Raw genomic sequence first — 21921 nt, forward strand, 5'->3', positions numbered from 1 at the left:
TAATTCTCCTCTACATATTAAGTTGATTTAATTTATAAGCTAAACTTACATCATCATTCTCCATTTTATATTCAAATCCTTTGTCAACACATTCTATTTTTTCAACACTTTTATCAATATCTATTTCTTTAGCACATTGAATAAGTTTTAATATAAACTCTTTTGGCAAAGGCTCAAAACTAGGCTTTCTATGCCCATGTGCTGCTATTGTTATATCAAATTGATCTGAATAAGTCCATAACTTTTCCATACCTGCAATAAATGTACGGATATCCATTCCATTTTTATGAATCAATGATGCATGTCTTAATACAATATCACCATTAAATAATCTTTTATTCTCTACTTCTAAAAAGGCGATTCCTGCTGGAGAATGTCCAGAAATTTCAATTGCTTTAATAGTAATGTTACCTAAATCAAATTCATCACCATCATGAATATGTCTAACCTTAAAAGTTGGTTTAGATTCTAAAAAGATTTGTTTATCTAATTCAGTATGAAAATGAGTGTCATAATATTCCATCATAACAAGATGTGTTTCTTTTTCTTTTGGATCAGTAAAAAGTTCTAACATCATTTCTTCTTCTTTTTCATTAATATAAACTTCATCAAATTGAAAATTAGCCCCGACATGATCACTATGGAAATGAGTATTCATAACATAATATTCTGTATCACATAATGATTCAACAACTTCTCTTAAATTTCCTACAGCACAACCTGTATCAATAAGCATTGCTTTTTTACTACCTAAAATCAAGAAATTATTCATAGCAGGCGAATCTGAAATTTTATATACATTATCAAAAACTTTTTCAATATGAAATCCATTTTTATCCATTTGTTATTACCTCTCTTTTAAATTGTACTTATTTGAATTTCTTCATTCTCTATTTCATCTTTTAAAGCTTTTTTATCAATAACTTTAAAGAATGGATAATATATACCAACTGATATTATAATCAAAACAATTTGTAAAATTGCCCCTGCAAAGCCACATTCTAAAAAACCAAATAAAACAATTGGTGTAGTCCATGGAAGCTGTACACCTGATGCAAAAGGCACAAGTCCAATAGACATACATAAATATGTAATAACCGCTGTAACAATAGGCGCTATAATAAAAGGAGCTATTAAGACTAGGTTCATAACAATTGGTGTTCCAAAAATAATTGGTTCATTAATACAGAAAAGAGAAGGTGCAATAGACATTTTTGATAAAGCCCTATATCTCTTACTCTTCGCAAATAACAACATGCAAATACATAACCCTATTGTATTTCCTACCCCACCTAAGGATTGTCCTATACTCAACGTTTCATAAGTTAAAATATTAGGTAGAGCAGTACCTGCTTGATATGCAGCTAAATTTTCCAAACTTGCTGGCATTAATAATGGCATTAAAATAGGAAAAATAATAATTTGTCCTGCATGTAATCCAAAGAACCAAAGTATAGCAAAAATAATTGGTGATACTATACATACAATCCAAAATGATGAGGTAAATCCTTGTAATGGCATTTGAATAACAGAATAAATACAATTATGTATATTACCAAATTCTGTTAAAGAAAAAATATAATGAATAACTAACATAAAAGCAAATACAATGACAGCTGGTATTAAAGCTTCAAATGGTTTAGCTATATTACTTGGAACAGACTCAGGCATTGTAATTTTAATATTTTTTTGAACAATAAAGATATATATTCTTGTAGATACCAAAGAAATAATAATTGAAGAAAATAACCCTGCTGATCCTAACCATTGTAATGGTAAAACATTAGCTACTTCGATAATTTCTTTATTAGGAGCAGTAATTGAAGTTACCATAGGAGTTAATACAACAAAACTTACTAAAGAAACTAATGAAACAGAAACTCCATCAGCATCATATTGTTTTGCATAAGAGTATGCAATAAAAATAGTTGTAAATAATGAAATGATTCCTAGTGTTGCATTAGAACAAATGTTTAATAAATTTAATATTCCACTCTTTGTAAGAAAATTTGTCCATGCTTCAATAGGAAAATTAGCAATTAAAGTAATCATTGATCCCGCAATTGTAATAGGTAAAACTCTCATAAAGCCACCTGAAATAGCACTTAAAATCTTATTTGTGCTCATTTTGTTTGCTATAGGAACAACTAACTTTTCAATAGTTTGTTCAATTTTTAAATTCATTCGTAATTCCTCCGTTTTAGATTGATAATAAGAAGTTGTAGCATACTCTAGAATATGCTTTACATCCAATATGCCAAATTCTTTTCGGCCGATATTCAATACTGGCACATCATAAAGATGACATAATTTATCTACATACTCCTTACAATAAGTCATCTGTGGTGCTAATAAAACAATATCACATTGACTTACATATTTTTTTAGCTGATTAATACCAACACTTGCTACACGATCGTCCAAATCATTTTCATTAATATATTTGCGCATTTTATCTACTAATAAATTACTAGACAATCCTGTGCTACAACACACTAAAATTTTCATTTTATGTCACCTTCTATATCAATTATAATTTAAAAATATTTTTAACTAAAACGGTTTATTTTCCTTATTAATTACGGAAAGTTTTTTAACTTTTCTCCTGTAAATCATCTTACTTATATTATATATTAATATTTATATTTAAGTAAATAAAAGACAGAGAATCCTCTGTTAATCTATCGGCGCTTGTTAGAACCCACCAAAAAATTTATTTCCTCATTAAAACCTCGACTACCAAGTTGGTGATCTTATCTTTTCTTCCATAGCCATTCTTCCAACAAAAAAAGACAACTTTTTATGTTCCCATTATTCCCAATTAGTATATTCATATTCAATTGTCCATTTGTCATATGTACTCTATATCCAGTATCTTGATATATTTATCTGTATTACTGTAATCATTAAACATTCTTTCAGTTTCATTGTCAGCTTCCTGTTCTGTATCAAATAACTTCCCACTGTTTCCTATTTTATAATTTATAGGTTTTCTTTCCTCTATAGAAGGTTCTTCCTTTTTTACTGGCTTTTTCTTCAACTTCAACAAAGTTATTTTCCTTTTCATCATTTTTAATTATTTCTTCTTTTTTCTCTGATTCTATTTTTGTATCTTCTTTTGGTTTTTCCTCAACTTTTGGAACAACAACTTCATTTGTTTTAACTGATTTTGATACATTGTTATTAGTTTTTTTATTTTCCTTTTGTTTTGAATTATCTTTTAACACTTCATTTTTACGAACTGCTAGTTTATATTTTACGCCCTCATGGTTCGTTTTACCCGAACTATTATCTTCTACATCACCTGTTGTAACAACTATATCATCTTCTGGTGGTGGTAAGTTAACAGCCTTATTATCTGGACTTACTATTTTATTTAATATATCTTAAAAATTTGTATACAAAAAAAGACTATGAAGTTGTTTTTATTAAAAACACTTCACAGTCAATTACATTATTTATAAAATTCTTTATACCATTTAGCGAACGCTCTTAATCCATCTCTTAAAGAAGTGCTTGGTTTAAATCCGAAATCTTCTTCTAATGGTGTTGTATCTGCATATGTTACAGGTACATCTCCTGGTTGCATTGGTACTAATTCTTTATGTGCTTCAAAGTCATAATCCTCTGGCAATACACCTGCATTGATAAGTTCTTGTTGTAAAATATCTACAAACTCTAATAAATTCTCTGGTTGATTATTACCAATGTTATATACTTTATATGGTGGTACGGGTAATCCATCTTCACCTGTTGCTTTATCAGGTGCTTTTTGCATAACTCTGACAATACCTTCTACAATATCATCTATATATGTGAAATCTCTTTGACAGTTCCCATAATTAAATATTTTAATGGTTTCATTATTTTTTAATTTATTAGTAAAACCAAAATAAGCCATATCTGGTCTGCCAGCTGGTCCATAAACTGTAAAGAATCTTAATCCAGTAGAAGGTATATTATATAACTTACTATATGCATGTGCCATCAATTCATTAGATTTCTTAGTAGCAGCATACAATGATACTGGATTATCTACTTTATCATCTGTTGAATAAGGAATCTTTTTATTTGATCCATACACACTTGATGAAGAAGCATAAACAAGATGTTGAACGCCTTGTTTTCCACCATCATAACTGTGTCTACATTCTTCAAGAATGTTGTAGAATCCAATTAGATTACTTTGGATATAAGCATCTGGATTAGAAATAGAATATCTTACCCCTGCTTGTGCTGCTAAATTTACCACAACATCAAATGCGTATTTTTCAAATAAAGAGTGCATAAATTCTTTATTTGATATATCTTCTTTATAAAATACAAAATGGTCATATCCATTTAATTCATGAAGTCTATATTTTTTGATATTTACACCATAATAATCATTAACATTATCAATGCCAACAACAGTCGCATTTGTTTCATTTAGAAGTCTTTTACATAAGTTAGAACCTATAAATCCAGCTGCTCCTGTCACTAGAATTGTTTTACCATTCAAATCAATATTGTACTTTAACATAAACATTAGTCCCTTCTGAATATATCTCTTGTATAGACTTTATCTTGAACATCATCTAAGCATGTATCATATCTATTTGCTACAATAGCTTGAGAAATATTTTTAAACTTTTCTAAATTATTAATGACTTTACTTCCAAAGAATGTACTTCCATCTTCTAATGTTGGTTCATAAATCACAACTTTTGCACCTTTTGCTTTGATACGTTTCATAACACCTTGAATAGATGATTGTCTAAAATTATCACTATTAGATTTCATTGTTAATCTATAAACACCAACAACGATTTCTTTTTCTAATGATGAATCATAATCATCATTAGATTGATATCCTCCAGCAATCTCTAAAACTCTATCTGCAATATAATCTTTTCTTGTTCTATTTGATTGAACAATAGCACTCATCATCTCTTGTGGTACGTCTTCATAATTTGCTAATAATTGTTTTGTATCTTTTGGCAGACAGTATCCGCCATATCCAAATGAAGGATTGTTATAATGTGTTCCAATTCTTGGATCAAGACATACACCATTGATAATTTCTTGTGTATTCAATCCTTTCATTTCACAATACGTATCTAATTCATTAAAATATGATACTCTTAATGCTAAATATGTATTTGCAAATAACTTAACCGCTTCTGCTTCTGTGAATCCCATAAATAGTGTATCAATATCTTCTTTGATAGCTCCTTCTTGAAGCATACTAGCAAAAGTATGTGCTGCTTCTACCAATCTTTCATCATTCATATCAGTACCAACAATAATTCTTGAAGGATATAAGTTATCATACAAAGCTTTAGATTCTCTTAAAAATTCTGGCGAGAAAATAATATTCTTTGTATTATATTTTTCTCTTACACTTTGAGTATATCCAACAGGGATAGTGCTTTTAATAATCATGATAGCTTCTGGATTCACTTCCAAAACTAATTCAATAACATTTTCAACAGCACTTGTATCAAAGAAATTTTTCTTTGAATCATAATTTGTTGGTGCAGCAATAACAACCATTTCAGCATCTTTATATGCTTCTTTCGCATCTAAAGTCGCTGTTAAATTTAATTTTTTTGTACTTAAAAAGTCTTCAATTTCATTATCCTGAATTGGAGACTTCCTTTCATTAATCATATTCACTTTTTCTTCAATAATATCAACTGCCATGACCTCATGGTGTTGAGCTAACAATGTGGCTATGCTTAATCCTACATAGCCTGTTCCCGCAACTGCAATTTTCATTTTTAATTTTCCTCCTCATTTAGTTTAGCAGTGTCAAAATATACATTTTATACTTAAACACTCTTTTATTTTTATATATAAACAAACTATTGTACATTTGTTTACAACCTTAATCATAATATTCTTGATGTGATATATACATCTTTTGATTAATTACTTATCAATTTTAAAAACAAACTTCAATTCATAAAAAGATTGTGAATAATTATTTATATCCATAAAAGAATTATATTTAATATCCTTCCCAAATAATTATGTTAACTTATAAAGTTAATAATAAACTAAAATCAATACCACTTAATAAATATGTATATATATCAAAAAATATTTTTCTGATAGCACAAATGTAGAAATGGAGTTATTTACTTTTATCTATATTTTTTAATTAGCTTAGCTGGTACTCCAGCATATAAACAATAACTTTCTGAAATATTTTCTGTAACTACTGAACCTGCTGCGATTACAACAAATTTGCCTGTTATTTTAACATCTCCAACTATAGTTGAATTTGCACATATCCAAACATCATCTCCAATATATGTATTCATTAAAACATGTTTCTTTTTTTATTTATAATCCACTCATTAATATCATACCCCGATGATAATATTGTAACATTAGAAGATAGAGTAACTCTATCACCTATTGTAATCGTACTTCCAGTTCTCCCCAACAATTTACAACCATCATTCAATTTTACATCTTTTCCAATAGTAATCGTGTTTGGATCTTTTACAGTAACTTTGCCAAAAACTCTCAAATTTGATCCACAAGAAAAAAATTTATTCATAAAAATTCTATTTTTAATAAATTTAATAACTTTTTTCATTAATTATTTCATACTCCTTTACTAATAAATAATTAAAATTTAAACTTCTTTAATGTTTCTTTAAATTTACTTTTAAATATTTTTAACTCCATATTATTTCTACAAAATAAAATATTTATAATAATTGTTAATAATACAGTAAGTATACCTTTAAAAATGAAATCAACAAAATTATTCACTTTAAAGCATAATAAAATACTATCATTAATTAAAAGAACAAGAAAAAATATAATTATATACTTTACATTTAAAATTAAAATTTTATTAAATGGAACTTTAAATTGATCCTTACATAAATAATAAATACCAAAAGGGAAATTACAAACTATTCTTGATATTAATGTTCCTAGGATAATTCCAAGTAATCCAAAATATTTAACAAATATTAGTGATAATAATACATTAATAATAGCACCCAAAAAATATACACTTTTTATTTTTTAAAAACATCCGTGGTGTTTATAAATCCTGTTTGAGCATAAATTAATATATTTAGATATAAATCAAATATTAAAACATATAAAATAATTTTTGATAAAAGATATTTTTTCCCAATCCATATAATTATAAAATCCTGCATTAACAATGCTACTCCAATAGACAATACTGATCCTATTAAATGATATAAAAATAAAACATTTTTATATAACAATACTTTATCTTTAGCATTAATTTTAGTTGTATGCATTCCTATACTACTTTCCATTGAATTATACAAATTCTTTGCTAATGATCTAATATTTTGAATAATCATCATGTAATTACTATAGTATCCTACCATCACGGTTCCTACAAATTTACTTATTAAAAAATTATCAGTCATTTCTATTAATGTGCTAGATATTCTTGTAATAGAAACATCTTTTACTTTATTGTAAATGTACACCTTTTTATCTTGATCTATTGTCTTTGAACTAATTAAAACCCATTTATACTCTTTTCTAAAATAAATCACTATATATATATTTGTAATAAGAGTTCCTAATAACATAAAAATAACATATATTAGATAACTCCCACCAAAAAACATTGCAACTATCTGCAACAGGGTCGAAACAACATAACCTAAAAGATTTCCCTTTTGAATTATTCTAATTTTTTGATCTGCACGAATAACTGAGTTGTAAGGTCCAACTTGATAGGTTAATATTTTCGATAAAACAAAAAACATGTAATATACCATAAAAGATTTAAAATCTAAAATATCAGGAACAAAAAAAGTAATAAGAGGTATAATCATAATTGATGCGATAATAAGAATTAATATAATTATCCTAAATATTTTTTTGAATAATTAAAAACTGATCTAATTTCTTCTTTCTTATCCTGCGAAATTTCTTTAATCAAACAATATACTATTGCATCCCCAAGACCTAAATTGCTCAATGCCAATAGCCCAATTATACTATTTAAAACAGCTGTAATCCCTAAAAAATAATCGCCTATTGTTTTAATAAATAATGTTCTAGATATTAGTCCAAATAAAAGGATAACTAAATCTGAAAACAAAAAAGTACTAAAATTTTTTAATATGTGTTTTTTTGAATTCATACCATCTTCCTTGTCTTGAATGTAATGATAAAAATGCAAGAAAATATGCAATATCTACCATTTTATATTTTAAAACATATAAGTACAGTTTATATTTCAAAGATAGACTTGGGGATATTGTTACTTTATGTATATCAAACATATCACAAAGCTTTTTTATATCTTTTCTTTTAAAGAAATAATGAATATTATTTTGTTTATTCGCATAATAATATTTCATTATATTAATTAAATATAAAAGTCTATATATATAAAAGGCTCTCTTTAAACACTCTTCTGTCAAATTTATTTTTTTCAAGAATTGTCAGCATATTTACTATCTTATTAACATAATTTGGATCAAATTTTCGAGTAGCTGATTGTTCAAACAACCTATAACCATATAATTCATCAGAAATGATTACCATTTTATTTATATAATAGGACAATTGATTAAGAAATAACAAATCTTCAGACAACGAAAGGTCTCTATCAAAATAAATATGATTTTTTACAATAATTTCCTTCTTAAATATTTTTCCCCATACACACATACAAAAGGGATATTGGATATTATCTTTTAAAGTAGGAGTGAACATAAGTTCTCGATAATAATCTAATGTTTTAGCATCGTATGTCTGCATAGCAGGACCCTTATACAAAGATTTTTTTAATGTTTTATTAAATGTATAATATAAACAACCCGTAATATCAGAATTACATGTTTTTTGTACTTTCATTAATTTTTCTATTGTATTTTTTCTAAGCAATCATCAGAATCTAAAAAAAACAGAAAATCACCTGTAGCATTTTGTATACCTATATTCCTTGCAATTGATACACCCTCATTCTTTTTATGTATCACTTTTATTAATTTATAATTTTGTGTATATTCATCTAAAAAATTTTGAATATCGTATTCAGAACCATCATCTACAACTATTATTTCAATATTCGAATATGATTGATTGAGCGAAGAATCGATTGCTTCTTTAATATATATTTTTTTACCATTATATACCGGTATTATTATACTAACTTTTTCCATTATTTCGTTAATTCCTTTATAAAATTTAAATTTTCTAAAACTGTATCTGAATCCCATTTTCTCGAAAGTGGACAAAAAGCATTTATTCCATCATCATACATAACTACAAATTTTTTATATAATTTACTTTCATTTGCATAATTTTTTTGTGCAATCGCTTGCCTAATTTTACCTTCATCACCTGGTAGAAATTTATAGTGTTTTAATATAATCCCATACTGTGCAGTTAAATCCTCCTCATACGGAAAAATATGATGTGATCCTATATTAAATCTTATATCAGTTTGATAAAATAAAGGGACCTTACATTGTAATGCATTTTCATCTTTAAATACCCTATTGATAAATCCTCCTGTAATCAGTTGTCTATCTTTATCATATATGTAATAATCACTATCCGTATCATAAAACACATATTCCTCCAAGAACTTTGACTTATCTAAATTACTATCTCCAAGGTTATTGTCAGGATACATTTCAAGCATTAATCCTTTAACAGAAAATATGTTTTTTTTAAATAATTTCTCCGTATATTCATTTAAATCCATTTTTTTCAATTCTGGGTACCAAATAAACTCATCTGCATCAACCACTAAATACCATTGATTATCTCCTACATCAGATATCATCCTATTACACCAAGCACATTTTTTTGTGAATTATATTTATCCGTCGTTTGATACAATACTACATCATTTTGCTGCATCAAGAAATCTAAAGTTCCATCTGTTGAATTATTATCACAAATCAAAAAAAGCTTTATTCCTAAATTTCTATAATGGTCAAGAAACCATTTAATTCTTGTGATTTCATTTTTTAATGCACACACCACTATTACTTGATGTTCCTCAATATTACTGACATTCTTAAGGATTTTAATATTTGAGTCAAAAAAAGAATTAATAGTTTCATAAATTAATTCATTATTTGAGTTAGCTATTAACAGTTTTGCTTTATGTAATAGTTCAGGAAATTCAGAGCTTATAGATGTAAAGCTTTTTAATTTTTGTAATTCTTTCTTTTTATTCTTGTAACCAAGTATATAACCTAAATAATACTTGATTGTACACATTGTTTTGACTCCAAAAAATTTTGTATATCTATCATTAATCTTTCTAATAATGTTAATTTTTTTTATTGAATTTTTTCATAATAAACCTCGTATTTAAATTAATATCGCTTTAAAGTAAAATAACATAAAATAAGTTTACTGTTTACTGAGAATATCCATGTTGATAATAGCCATAAACATCATTGGCAATATCATATAACTAAAAAATGGTTCCTTAATCTCAATAATAAACATTATTGCTAGTATAAAGAAATAAAAGATTTTATTTTTTAATTTATTCTCTATTATTGGTAATAAATAAAGCTGCAAGAAACTTATATAATAAGCAATACTACCAAATAATCCTAAAGCAAAGAACTTTTGCCAATACCCAGAATCATTTTGAAATTTTGTACCCAATTGTGATATACCTTTAGTAACAGAGGTTCCAAATAAAGTTTCTAATGTCAAAGCTGGTTTATCCATTTTACTAAGTACATCAAAAGTTTGCGATCCCTCTCCTAAATTAAACAATCCATAAAACAATTCTAAAGACCTATTAACAATTCTTCCTATCAACTCTGGTTTAAATAAATATACTATTAAAAACAAAAAAATCGTTATTATAATAATTTTAGGAATCACTTTACGCATATCATATAAAATATTATCTCTTTTTTCAGTAATCAGCCAAAAAATTAATAACGCTACTGCGCAGTAAAATCCTGTTCTCCCACTTATTGCTTCAGCTATCATTATTATCAAGTATTTAACAAAAAAGTTAGATACCGTTATTTTTCCTTTTAGCATCATAAATAGTAATAATACTTGACTTGAAAATAAAACAATAGATCCAGCAGCCCCTACAACACCTATCCCAATGCCCTTCACACTAGCTGAAATATAAAATAAATATTCCTTATCATAAGAATAATATAATGATAATAAAGACTTTACTGGGTCTAAAAATAATGAAGAAATAACGATAATACTTTGTGCTATTGCAACAGAACTAATAGTACGTTCAAAATTTTCACTATTTTTAAAAACCATAATAATAAATATTGGCATAACAAATAAATATAACATACTAACAATTAATTCTTTTGAAAACATATAAGACGATGATGAATTATAAACATAAAATATTTCTCTATACAATAACCCAGATGCCCAAAAAAAGCCTAAAGCAACATAAATTATATAATGTTTAATACCTATCTTATTTAAAATCGAACGCACTTCACACAAATGTAAAAATAAATATATAATTACAATAACAAAAATATATTTTGTCAAATCAATATTAAATATTCTTATTTTAAAAAGTAAAATAAAAAAAACTATCCAAAGTATTATTTGTTTAATAATTTTAATATCTATTTTAGTATTTAATAATTTCATCTTTTATCCCCAACTGTCATTTTTATTTTTTCCAATTGCTGCTTTAAAATACCAAGTAGCTCTATTATACAATGCTCTAATACCACCCTTTTTATAATTTTTTAATACTCCTTTTAAATGGGATTTTATATAAGTTTCTCTGTTTAATTCTCCTATATTGTAAGGTGATTGCTTATAACATTTATACCATTCATCAGCACATTTAATATATGTATATCGCCAAGGTTTTCCTCCTGTTGCATAATGAATAATAATTGCGTTATCAACTAATTCTTTATTACTCTTATAAGATGTATTATACAATTTATTTACTTTGTCTATAGGAAATGATTTTTTTCTACTCCTAATAATTTATTAGCAATACAATTATACTCAATTGGCAAGAAAACCATTTTATCTTTAAACAATAAGTTAAATGTTTGTTGGTCCATACTGCCTCTATCTCCTAACGATTTTCTTGTTTTCATCAATAAATTTGACATGTTTTTTTCTCTCATTAATTTTGCATTAAACAACATAACACCAGCATTTATTAATCTTCTATCATCAAAAACCATATCTAGCGAAGGAACTCCCCCGATATAATTGTCTCCTAAATTAATAAGATATAATTTTGTTAAATCACCACGCACATATATATCACCATCGAGGTATATCAATTTATCATATTTCTTTATATAGTCACATATATTAAATTTTAATAAACATGCAATTGGTATGTGACTAAGTTGTTTTATATCTTTATACATTTCTAAAGAAACATTAATCACTTCTATTTTTACGCTTTCTTTTTCTACTAATTTTAATCTTTTCTCATCTTCTTTATCACATTCTGCCATAACAACAAAGATATGGTATTTTGTATCTTTATTTTTATTCTGTATTAAGGAGTATATTGCTACTCCTGTTTGCATTATAAAATTTTTATCTGCAATAAACACTATTGGTATAATCATCTATTTTTTCCTCCACTCAATATTATGTTTTATGTTTTTTCTTTTTACCCATATTTTATACATTAATTTTGTGTTAAATGTGCATAATATAGATAATAATTTTATTTTTAAATTATTTTTTGAAAATAAAGTATTTTTAAGATAAAAAAATTTATTATTTTCTAACTTTAATTTCAATTGATTATTAATTAATTTATCAGAACGTGAACCTAAAAGTCTCATTCTTTCAGTTAGAATATTGTATGAAGTAATTCCAGTCAAAATTTTATTTTTTTAGAAAAAAATCATACTGCTCTAATCTATTAATAATAGCACCTTCTATTAATTTTCCTTTTAAATTATCATCATGCATGATACTATCACTTCTATTTGATTGATAATAATATAAAGGTAAATCTACAGTTATTATTTTTTTGCATTCCACAGTACCCTATATATAGTTGCATTATCTTCACTTAGCCTATTATTTGGGAATAGTATATCTTCAAACAATTTTTTTCTGTATAATTTAGCTTGGGAAACACCTGAAGATGATCCAAATCCGCCAGAAAAACTTTTATATAAGTAAGATTCATTATCATATATTTCCTTTTTATAAGTTTTATTGTATTCTATTTTTATTTGATTTTCATTTTTAAAAGCAAAAATATCAGAAGTAACAACATCCGCATCATTATTTTCTAATTCTTTAAGAAGTATCTCAATAAATCTATTATTAATCATATCGTCACTATCTAAAAAAGTTATAATATTGCTCTTCGATTCTTTCAATAAAGTGTTTCTTGCAGTCGATAGATCAGGCTTGTTTTGTTCAATGATTCGTATTCTTGGATCTATTTTCTCCCACTTTTTAATAATTTCATAAGTATTATCATTGGAAGGCTGCCAAACTAATAATATTTCCAAATTTCGATAACTTTGACTTAATACTGATTTTAAACATCTATCAATATATTTTTCAACTTTATATACTGGTATTAATACTGAAATTAATTGTTTTTCCATTATTCCACACCTTTCTTATTGATTATAAATTTTCAATATCTATTTATATTGTATTCAGGTTGTTGTCTAACTCTTTTGTTCATACCAAACACTTTTAAATATCTCAACATTACCAGTGCTAGATACTATCCCTAATATTTGTATTATTCATTTTTACTTTTAACTTCATATATTTATACTGGTTTAATAAGAATACTGAATTAAATTTCTGAAAATCATTAATCTAGTTAATGTTAAAATATTGTTACAAAATTTTCGTAATATGCAATATTTATAAATTAAATTCTTTGCAGTATCATTAATAAATATCATTTAGATACTTTTTTACTTTTTAAAATAGAATTATATATATTTTTTAATTCACCCATATATTCATTTATATTTTCTATTTTTCTTGCCTTATTTAATGCATTTATATGCTTTTCGTTATAATATTCTTGATTATTCAGTAGTTTTTCTAATTCGGTTATATAATCATCATCAGTCAAACAAATTTTACCTACCTCATTATCTACTATATTAACTAAGCCTCCAACAGGAGTCGATAAAACCGGTTTACCTAAAGCAAGAGACTCAATAGCCATTAAACCAAATCCTTCCCATTGAGAGGTTATACACATAATCTTAGAATTGTTTATAAAATCAAATCTATTTTTTGAAAACCTTTAAGATAAACATTATTCTTTAAATCATGCTCAATAATATAATTTTCACATACGCCTCTTAATTCACCATCACCTACAACTACTACTTTTATAGTCGGATATATTTTTTTAAATTTGAAATAATGTTTAGAAATCTTAATGGATTTTTTGATTGGGTTAATCTTCCTAAAAAATAATATCAAAATCATTTTCCTTTTCTATTTTTTCAGGTTTTATTTGCGTCAAGTCAACAGGATTAGAAATAACCTTGTAATTTCTAATCTTATTGTTATATTTATATTCATCAAAAATACTTGAAGATACTCCAAGAACTATATCAAAATATTTTAAAGAGTATTTATAAGCTAAAGATTTAATATTTCTACTCTGAATCCATAAAGGATTATGATGAAGATGTGATATAATTGGAATCTTCTTTGTAACCAACGCCGCTAAAATACTCGCAGTAAAATCATGGCAGTGTATAACATCCGGATTTAAATTTGAAATTGCTTTCTTTAATGTTAAATAATTCAGTTTATCTACTAAATAATAATTAATATCATTCTCTTTCAAAATTTCTTCAATTGGTCCTTCAATAGCTAAGTAAATCATATTGTAATTGATATTATTTTTTAATTTATTTATGATTGTTATAACTACATTTTCTGCTCCAGAATATGAATTAGTATTTAGGATATGTACCACATTAATCATGAAAAATATCTCCTTTTAAATACATTTTTTTCATTTTTTCACTAATTTGTTTAACACTATATTTTTTTGACTCAATAATATTTAATTTACTAAATTTATCTTTAATTTCTTCATCAATACTTATAATTACATCTACAAAATTCATATATCCATTAGGATTACATAATATTGAATTTGTTCCCTGAGTTATCAGATCAATATTTCCTCTAATTCTACTTGCTATACAAGGTAATCCACATGCCATTGCTTCCATTAAAGCAACTGATAGCCCTTCTCTCTTTGAAGGAAAAACAAAGATATCACATGACTTCATAATCTTAATCACATCACTTCTATACCCTAAAAGATGCAATCTATTTTCTACATGTAATTCTTTAGCAAGTTGTTCATGTTGTTCTTTTAATGGACCTCTTCCACAAATAACATAATGTACATTACTTGGTAACTCAGGTAATGATTGAATAATCACTTTATGATTCTTATTATCATTGAGTTCCCCAACCGAAAGGAGTAATGTTGAATCACTTGGTATATTGAGTTCTTTGCATAATTCTTCTTTATTACCTTGAATAGAACTAATCTTATCTATATTAATCCCTACTCCAGGAACGTATTCTACCGTTCCATTTTTTCTTAATTTAAAATTATTTGCTGCTGCATAGTCTTCTTTATTAATAGTAATAAGTGTATCAGTATACTTTGCACCATATCTTTCAATATTTCTAAATAAAAATTCTTTAAAGGATTATTACCTTTAAAGAAATGAAAACCATGTGCCGTATAAATCATTCTACATTTATTGAATATCTCACTATGTTTGAATGCAATTCTTGTTATTAAACTTGAAATAGGTGTATGTGTATGAACAAGATCATATTGTCTTTCATTCATTAATTTTTTCATTTGTTTGTATGATTTGATATGATTACCAATTTTAAACATACTTCTTTCAAAATCCACTTGATACATATGAACATTTAATTCATTTAACGTATCTTTAAGTAAAGTGATTTTTTCATCAGACCATACAGAATAATCATTAAAATTACTTGCTACATCTACTTCATAGCCAAGTTCTATTAGAATATTGATATTATTCATATTAAACTGCCCTATCATTGATGGAACAGTTGCTGTCATCAAAGCTCTCATTGGTCTAGCCTCCTTAATGGCATTCCTACATATTTCCCAGGTCTCTCTATATGTTTAATAATTGTTGTTCCTGCACCAACAATAACATCATCATATATATTGATATTATTGATAACTGAACTTCCTATTCCTACCCATGTTCTCTTTCCTATATGTACGCCTCCTGCTATGTGTACTCCAGGTGAAACATGAACACAATCTTCTACAATACAATCATGATCTACACTTGCTGAAGTATTGATAATACAATTTTTTCCTACTTTTGTTCCAGCGTTAATAACTGCATTTGCTACAAATACAGTTCCTTCTCCAATTTCAACTGTTTCATCTATCACTGCTGATGGATGAATAAGAATTGGTAATTTGATATCTCTTTCTTTAAGTTTTTTAAACACTTTTTCTCTAATTTCATTATTTCCAATTGCTATAAAGAAGTCTGCATCTTTTTCTCTTTGATGTATTTCATCTATATCATCTGTCGTTCCAACAATAGAGTAAGTTCCTAATTGTCCTTTAGTAGAATCATCTAAGAAATAAATTTTTTTATATCCATTTTTCTTAGCTATATCCGCTACAACTTTTCCATGTCCGCCAGCACCAATAATGTAAATTGTTTTATTATATCCATTCATAAATTTATCTAATTCTTCTGCCGTTAAATCATTTTTTAGAATATCTTTTAGAGAATGTCCTAATCCTTTTCTTCTAGTTACCACCTTTAAACTCCTCCATTGTTACAGAAGTATCACTTGATATTCCTTCTTTTTTAACTACTGATAATACAGTCATAAAGATAATTTTTATATCTAATAAAAAAGAATACTTTTGTGTGTATTCTACATCTAACTTAAATTTATCTTCCCAACTGATTGTATTTCTTCCGTTCACTTGTGCCCAACCAGTTAATCCTGGTCTTACATCATGCCTATGCTTTTGAAAATCATTATATAAAGGTAAATATTCTACTAATAAAGGTCTTGGTCCTACAATACTCATATCTCCTTTTAAGATATTAAATAATTCAGGTAATTCATCTAATGATGTTGAACGAAGCTTTTTACCAAATGAAGTTAATCTTATTTCATCAGGTAACAGATTACCTTCTTCATCTGTTTCACTTGTCATACTTCTAAACTTATACATCTTAAATATCTTTTCATCTTTTCCAGGTCTTTCTTGACAAAAGATTACTGGACTTCCAAGTTTTGTTCTTACAAGTATTGCAACTATGATATAGATTGGACTTAATACAATAATAGCTATTAATGAAAGAATAAAATCAAAAAATCTCTTAAAGAAATGTCTATACATTATTTAAAACACTCCTTTATGATTTCAATGATCTTATCTTGTTCCTCTACTGTCATCTTGTTATCAGATGGCAAGCATAATCCTCTATCAAAGATATCCATTCCTACATCTAGTGATGATCCTGCTATATATGCATTTGTTTTAGCTCTACCATTTCCATTCTTTGTAATGAATGGATTCATTCTATAGATAGGTTGCATATGCATTGGTTTCCATATTGGTCTACCTTCTGCATTATATTTAGCTAATGTTTCTAAGATTTCCGTTGGACACGACTTTCCTGGTTCGCTTATATAAAGTGCTTCTGTTTCACTTCTTACTTGTTTACACATAGCTTCTTTATCAATGATCATACATGATAACCAGAAATTTGGTTCTGAGTTATCTTCATCATATGGATTCATTTGTATTGGTAAATCTTTAAGCCCATCTTTGTATCTTTCATAGATAGCTTTCTTTTGTGCGATATGTTCTTCTAAATATGGTAATTGTCCTCTAATAACTCCAGCAATCACATTAGACATCCTATAGTTATATCCTAATTCTTCATGTTGATACCATGGTGCATTTTCTCTTGATTGTGTTGACCATTTTCTGACCTTTTTCGCTGCTTCTTCATCATCTGTTAAGAACATACCACCAGATGAACCAGTAATAATCTTATTTCCATTAAATGAAATGGCACTATAATCTCCAAATGTTCCTGTTTGAATACCTTTATAAGTTGCCCCTAATGATTCTGCTGCATCTTCAATAAGAATAGCATTATGTTTATCACAAATAGCTTTAATTTCATCAACCTTTGCTGGTGTTCCATAAAGATGAACAAGAACAACAACCTTCACTTCTGGGTATAATAAAAAAGCTTGTTCCAAAGCTTTCGGATCCATATTCCATGTATCATATTCAGTATCTACAAAAATAGGTACTCCACCTTCATAAACAACTGGATTCACTGTTGCATCAAATGTCATATCTGAACAAATAACCTTATCTCCTGGTTTCACTCCTGCTAGTTTTACTGAAAGATGAAGTGTTGAAGTTCCTGATGCAAGTGCAACTGCATATTTACACCCTACTTTTTCACAAACTATTTTTTCAATTTCATCTATATTCTTACCTACTGTAGACATCCAATTTGTTTCATAAGCTTCTGTTATATATTTTAGTTCTTCACCATGCATTGTTGGTGATGATAACCAAACCTTATTTTCAAGCTTTTCCATATTTTGACTCTCCTATACTATAGTTTTAAATATCATAAGCATATTCTTTATCATTGTTTACAATTCTACCCTCAGATATATAACTATGTGGTTTAATTGTAATTCCTGATGAAATCACACATCGACTTTCTATTAATGTGTTTTCTCAATATGCACTTTCTTTCTTATCACTGAGTTAGAATGTATAGTTGCATAATCACTGATATAAGCTTCTCTATTTATAGTTGTATTACTTGATATAATGCACCCTTTAGATACATGACAGTTTGTTTCTAAGACAGCACATGGGAAAATAACACTTCCTTCTCCTATGTAACAATACTTTGATACACTTGCATGAGGATCTATAAGTATAGGTAACTTATAGCCTAATAGTCTTGCTTTATCATAAAGCTTCTTTCTGACTTCATTGTTTCCAATAGCAACAAATACACTATCATACTCATTGACAAGATGCTCTAAGTCTTCTATCTTACCCACAACAATATCACTTAACTCATATCTTTCATCATCATCTAAGAAAGATATCTTATCAAAGATGTTCATTCTCTCTGCAATACTCATGCAATACTGTCCATGACCACCAGCCCCAATGATTAACAAATTCACTTCTACTCCTCCCCTTAATAAAAAAGAATATAGTTCCCCCTACCCCATAAAAACATATGTTTTTATGCATAGAAAAACTATATTCAAACACTTCCATAATGGCAGATAACCACACGCATTATTTATTTGTTTTGTTTAAACATTAATCCTGCTTTTATGTTTCTATTCAAGAATTGAATAGATAACAAGGCATACATATCTCTTTTATCTGTATCAATGATATAATCTTGAAATGGCATTAATGGACCTTTTGTCACAATCGTTTTACCATTGTCTTTATATCCTTCACTCATTTTAAGTATTCCTTGTTTATTAAGTAATTGATACATAAACTCTATTTCAGTATCAGTTAATGCTGATACGTCTTTTTTCTTTAATTCTTTAATGATTCCATCTTTTTCTTCATTTAAATGATTTAATAGAATATCAAATTCCTCTTGATTCATTTGTGTTTCTACAAACAGATAACCAGGAAACATCACTTTCAATACAATTTCATCTTTTTTACGTATATATGTTTCCATTCTAGGTATAAATGCACGAACATTATTTTTTCTATTGAACATTGAACAGACTTTTTCTGTTTTCAATGTCTGACAAAATAAAACATAATAATTCATGAATGATCTCTTTTCATAGACCAATGTTTTAAACATTGAAATATGTCTTCATATGTTAAACATATATGTCCATTATCCATAAGCCATATATCATTTTCATGAGCTATTTCTTCTAATTGTTGAATAGCTAAATCTAACATATTTTCTATATGTTCTTGATTTTGTTTCATGAGTTCTTTTTTATCTTGCTTCATTGGTTCATGCATATCCATTAATAAACACTTCCTTTGCTGTTGATGACTTCTAAAGGCAATAACATATTCATACCTAATAAAGCATAATCAACTTTGGCAATACGTTTATGTCGGTTAATCTTCTTAATCTTTGACTCAAACCCACAAAGAGGACCTTCCATAATCATTAAATCATCACCGTTATATTGACCTATGGAATGAGTAATAACTCCTTGATTATGAAAAAGCCAAGACATTATTTCTCCATCACTTTCACTTAAAGAAATAAACCTATCTTGTTCCAATAACTCTCCTAATCTTCCAACAGATTCAAATAACTTCATATACTTTGATTTGAATTCTTCCTCATTTAATAAACTTCTTATAAAGATATACCCAGGATACATATCCATTAATTGATAATCAGAAAACCCACTACATTTAAACCATTTTTCTACTTTAGGTATAAATGCATCAAGATCATCCTGTTTATTCAGTACTTCTAATAACTGCTTGTTATTTTGATGCTTTGAATAAAAAACATACCAATTCATATTAACCTCCAAAAAAGTTCGTAGATTATCTTATTCTACGAACTCTTTAGGTGTTTGTATTTTACTGATTTCTTTTTGTTTTTGTTCTAATGATGTATGTACATAAAAATTTAAAGTAATAGAAACATTAGAATGTCCTAGTATTTCACTTAGTGTTTTGATTTCTACATTTTGCCTTACACATTCAGTAGCATAACTATGACGTAGATCATGAAATGTGCAATAAAGATCATAGTCATGACAAAATTTACAGAAGTTTTTCTCTAGTCTTCTTGGTTCATATATTTTATGACTATTAGATAGGAGGTAATCTTCTTCATTATATATAAATATATATGTTTTAATATATTGAAATACAAATGATGGTATAGGTACTTCTCTATAACTTGTATGTGATTTGGGTGGGAGTATAATGACTTCTGTTTTTCTTTGATGTTCTTGAAAAGACTTTAATCTTGTTGCAGTGCCTTCTATATGAACAAGTTGATTTGTAAAATCAAGATGTTTCCATTTTAAAGCACATATTTCTCCTAGTCTGAGTCCACCATATAATGCCAATAATAAAGCAATAGAGAGTGGATTTGTATGTGTTTTCACATAGTCTATTAATTTGTTTCTATCTTCATAAGAGAGTATGTTTTTTATTTTTGGTAGTGTTGTGATTTTGATTTGCTTAAAATTGATAGTTTGTAGATTATAATTCTCTATTCCGTATTGATAAATAGAAGAAAGAATACATTTCATTGAATTTAATGTACTACTTGAAAGTTCTTCATTCTTTTTTCTTTCAAAGAATGTATAAATGCATTTGTTTGTTATGTTGTTATTATTATATGACTGAAAATAGGGAAGGATATGATTGTTAATAATATTTTCATATTTTACAAATGTAGAATGCTTAATATAAAGTTTTCTTAGTGATAACCATTCTAAAGCAATATCATTGAATTTTGTTTCTTTCATAATGTTAACCTCTTTTTCTATAATGTTTATAAACATTATTATAAGATGATAACAATTAAAAAAGATATCTGAGGAGTTAGATACTTTTTTTAATTAGAAGTTGATATTTTTTTCATATTATGTTATAAATGAATTCGAGGATTAAGATAATCTACGAACTTTTATACAACCAGAATCAGCCATATGTGCTGATTTTTTTCGTTTATCCAATTATTAAATTTTATATTCTTTTCTAAATTTTGTTTCTTACATGTTAAGTACAACAAAAAGATTGCTTATTGAAAATAGATTAACAAAAAAAACATAGCTATTTTATGATATAACTATGCCTTTATATTCAATATTTCTCTCTTAAAAATATATAAAATT

Annotated in this window: 29 protein-coding genes; all 29 read right to left on the reverse strand. The window is 26.8% G+C overall.

Annotation, left to right across the window (positions count from 1 at the left end):
- Nucleotides 1–10: 10 nt before the first annotated feature.
- Nucleotides 11–841 carry an MBL fold metallo-hydrolase gene (locus NMU03_RS03890; RefSeq protein ID WP_290141379.1) on the reverse strand — a complete coding sequence of 277 codons (831 nt, stop codon included), beginning with the start codon at nt 839–841 and terminating at the stop codon, nt 11–13.
- Between the two features lie 17 nt (nt 842–858).
- Nucleotides 859–2508: a PTS transporter subunit EIIC gene (locus tag NMU03_RS03895; RefSeq protein ID WP_290141380.1), complete on the reverse strand. Its 1650-nt coding sequence runs from the start codon at nt 2506–2508 to the stop codon at nt 859–861.
- A gap of 467 nt (nt 2509–2975) precedes the next feature.
- A complete protein-coding gene (locus tag NMU03_RS03900) occupies nt 2976–3227 on the reverse strand; it encodes a hypothetical protein (RefSeq protein ID WP_290141381.1) in 252 nt (83 codons plus the stop codon).
- Between the two features lie 227 nt (nt 3228–3454).
- A complete protein-coding gene (locus tag NMU03_RS03905) occupies nt 3455–4522 on the reverse strand; it encodes an NAD-dependent epimerase/dehydratase family protein (RefSeq protein ID WP_290141382.1) in 1068 nt (355 codons plus the stop codon).
- 5 nt (nt 4523–4527) lie between these two features.
- Complete coding sequence (locus tag NMU03_RS03910; RefSeq protein WP_290141383.1) at nt 4528–5760, reverse strand: nucleotide sugar dehydrogenase; 1233 nt, start codon at nt 5758–5760, stop codon at nt 4528–4530.
- A gap of 368 nt (nt 5761–6128) precedes the next feature.
- Entirely contained in the window at nt 6129–6308 is a 180-nt protein-coding gene (locus NMU03_RS03915; protein ID WP_290141384.1) for an acyltransferase, read from the reverse strand.
- On the reverse strand, nt 6308–6589 hold the full coding sequence (locus tag NMU03_RS03920; RefSeq protein WP_290141385.1) for an acyltransferase: 282 nt from the start codon (nt 6587–6589) through the stop codon (nt 6308–6310). The genes NMU03_RS03915 and NMU03_RS03920 overlap by 1 nt, the downstream gene beginning before the upstream one ends.
- A 433-nt stretch (nt 6590–7022) precedes the next feature.
- A complete protein-coding gene (locus NMU03_RS03925) occupies nt 7023–7760 on the reverse strand; it encodes an MATE family efflux transporter (RefSeq protein WP_290141386.1) in 738 nt (245 codons plus the stop codon).
- Nucleotides 7761–7858: 98 nt separating this feature from the next.
- The gene (locus NMU03_RS03930) at nt 7859–8140 is read right to left on the reverse strand and encodes a polysaccharide biosynthesis protein (RefSeq protein ID WP_290141387.1); all 282 of its coding nucleotides are present in this window, start codon (nt 8138–8140) and stop codon (nt 7859–7861) included.
- A gap of 242 nt (nt 8141–8382) precedes the next feature.
- On the reverse strand, nt 8383–8859 hold the full coding sequence (locus tag NMU03_RS03935; RefSeq protein WP_290141388.1) for a hypothetical protein: 477 nt from the start codon (nt 8857–8859) through the stop codon (nt 8383–8385).
- Between the two features lie 8 nt (nt 8860–8867).
- Nucleotides 8868–9167 (reverse strand): glycosyltransferase family 2 protein, encoded by a 300-nt coding sequence (locus NMU03_RS03940; RefSeq protein WP_290141389.1) that lies wholly within the window; start codon nt 9165–9167, stop codon nt 8868–8870.
- Complete coding sequence (locus NMU03_RS03945) at nt 9167–9796, reverse strand: glycosyltransferase family protein (protein WP_290141390.1); 630 nt, start codon at nt 9794–9796, stop codon at nt 9167–9169. The genes NMU03_RS03940 and NMU03_RS03945 overlap by 1 nt, the downstream gene beginning before the upstream one ends.
- Nucleotides 9793–10239 carry a glycosyltransferase family 2 protein gene (locus NMU03_RS03950; protein ID WP_290141391.1) on the reverse strand — a complete coding sequence of 149 codons (447 nt, stop codon included), beginning with the start codon at nt 10237–10239 and terminating at the stop codon, nt 9793–9795. Before NMU03_RS03950 ends, NMU03_RS03945 begins: the two co-directional genes overlap by 4 nt.
- Before the next feature lie 135 nt (nt 10240–10374).
- Nucleotides 10375–11622, reverse strand: a complete 1248-nt coding sequence (locus NMU03_RS03955) for a hypothetical protein (protein WP_290141392.1) — start codon at nt 11620–11622, stop codon at nt 10375–10377.
- Nucleotides 11623–11625: 3 nt separating this feature from the next.
- Nucleotides 11626–11925, reverse strand: coding sequence for a hypothetical protein (locus tag NMU03_RS03960; RefSeq protein WP_290141393.1), 300 nt, complete (start codon nt 11923–11925; stop codon nt 11626–11628).
- 14 nt (nt 11926–11939) lie between these two features.
- The gene (locus tag NMU03_RS03965; RefSeq protein ID WP_290141394.1) at nt 11940–12578 is read right to left on the reverse strand and encodes a glycosyltransferase family 8 protein; all 639 of its coding nucleotides are present in this window, start codon (nt 12576–12578) and stop codon (nt 11940–11942) included.
- 405 nt (nt 12579–12983) lie between these two features.
- Nucleotides 12984–13583, reverse strand: a complete 600-nt coding sequence (locus NMU03_RS03970; protein WP_290141395.1) for a glycosyltransferase family 2 protein — start codon at nt 13581–13583, stop codon at nt 12984–12986.
- Between the two features lie 308 nt (nt 13584–13891).
- Nucleotides 13892–14221 carry a glycosyltransferase gene (locus NMU03_RS03975; protein WP_290142277.1) on the reverse strand — a complete coding sequence of 110 codons (330 nt, stop codon included), beginning with the start codon at nt 14219–14221 and terminating at the stop codon, nt 13892–13894.
- Nucleotides 14222–14413: 192 nt separating this feature from the next.
- Nucleotides 14414–14944 (reverse strand): glycosyltransferase, encoded by a 531-nt coding sequence (locus NMU03_RS03980; RefSeq protein ID WP_290141396.1) that lies wholly within the window; start codon nt 14942–14944, stop codon nt 14414–14416.
- Nucleotides 14937–15662, reverse strand: coding sequence for a glycosyltransferase (locus NMU03_RS03985; protein ID WP_353956681.1), 726 nt, complete (start codon nt 15660–15662; stop codon nt 14937–14939). Before NMU03_RS03985 ends, NMU03_RS03980 begins: the two co-directional genes overlap by 8 nt.
- Nucleotides 15578–16096 (reverse strand): glycosyltransferase, encoded by a 519-nt coding sequence (locus NMU03_RS03990; RefSeq protein WP_290141397.1) that lies wholly within the window; start codon nt 16094–16096, stop codon nt 15578–15580. Before NMU03_RS03990 ends, NMU03_RS03985 begins: the two co-directional genes overlap by 85 nt.
- Nucleotides 16093–16812, reverse strand: coding sequence for an acetyltransferase (locus tag NMU03_RS03995; protein WP_290141398.1), 720 nt, complete (start codon nt 16810–16812; stop codon nt 16093–16095). The genes NMU03_RS03990 and NMU03_RS03995 overlap by 4 nt, the downstream gene beginning before the upstream one ends.
- Nucleotides 16802–17407: a sugar transferase gene (locus NMU03_RS04000; RefSeq protein WP_290141399.1), complete on the reverse strand. Its 606-nt coding sequence runs from the start codon at nt 17405–17407 to the stop codon at nt 16802–16804. Before NMU03_RS04000 ends, NMU03_RS03995 begins: the two co-directional genes overlap by 11 nt.
- Complete coding sequence (locus tag NMU03_RS04005) at nt 17407–18633, reverse strand: DegT/DnrJ/EryC1/StrS family aminotransferase (protein ID WP_290141400.1); 1227 nt, start codon at nt 18631–18633, stop codon at nt 17407–17409. Before NMU03_RS04005 ends, NMU03_RS04000 begins: the two co-directional genes overlap by 1 nt.
- Nucleotides 18634–18765: 132 nt before the next feature.
- Nucleotides 18766–19242: a PglD-related sugar-binding protein gene (locus NMU03_RS04010; RefSeq protein ID WP_290141401.1), complete on the reverse strand. Its 477-nt coding sequence runs from the start codon at nt 19240–19242 to the stop codon at nt 18766–18768.
- 122 nt (nt 19243–19364) lie between these two features.
- On the reverse strand, nt 19365–19862 hold the full coding sequence (locus NMU03_RS04015) for a transcription termination/antitermination NusG family protein (protein ID WP_290141402.1): 498 nt from the start codon (nt 19860–19862) through the stop codon (nt 19365–19367).
- Nucleotides 19859–20074, reverse strand: coding sequence for a hypothetical protein (locus tag NMU03_RS04020; RefSeq protein WP_290141403.1), 216 nt, complete (start codon nt 20072–20074; stop codon nt 19859–19861). Before NMU03_RS04020 ends, NMU03_RS04015 begins: the two co-directional genes overlap by 4 nt.
- A complete protein-coding gene (locus NMU03_RS04025; protein WP_290141404.1) occupies nt 20074–20589 on the reverse strand; it encodes a transcription termination/antitermination NusG family protein in 516 nt (171 codons plus the stop codon). Before NMU03_RS04025 ends, NMU03_RS04020 begins: the two co-directional genes overlap by 1 nt.
- 30 nt (nt 20590–20619) lie before the next feature.
- Nucleotides 20620–21552, reverse strand: a complete 933-nt coding sequence (locus tag NMU03_RS04030; protein ID WP_290141405.1) for a site-specific integrase — start codon at nt 21550–21552, stop codon at nt 20620–20622.
- Between the last annotated feature and the right edge of the window lie 369 nt (nt 21553–21921).

The sequence above is a fragment of the Allocoprobacillus halotolerans genome (genome assembly GCF_024399475.1).
GTDB lineage: Bacteria > Bacillota_I > Bacilli_A > Erysipelotrichales > Coprobacillaceae > Allocoprobacillus > Allocoprobacillus halotolerans.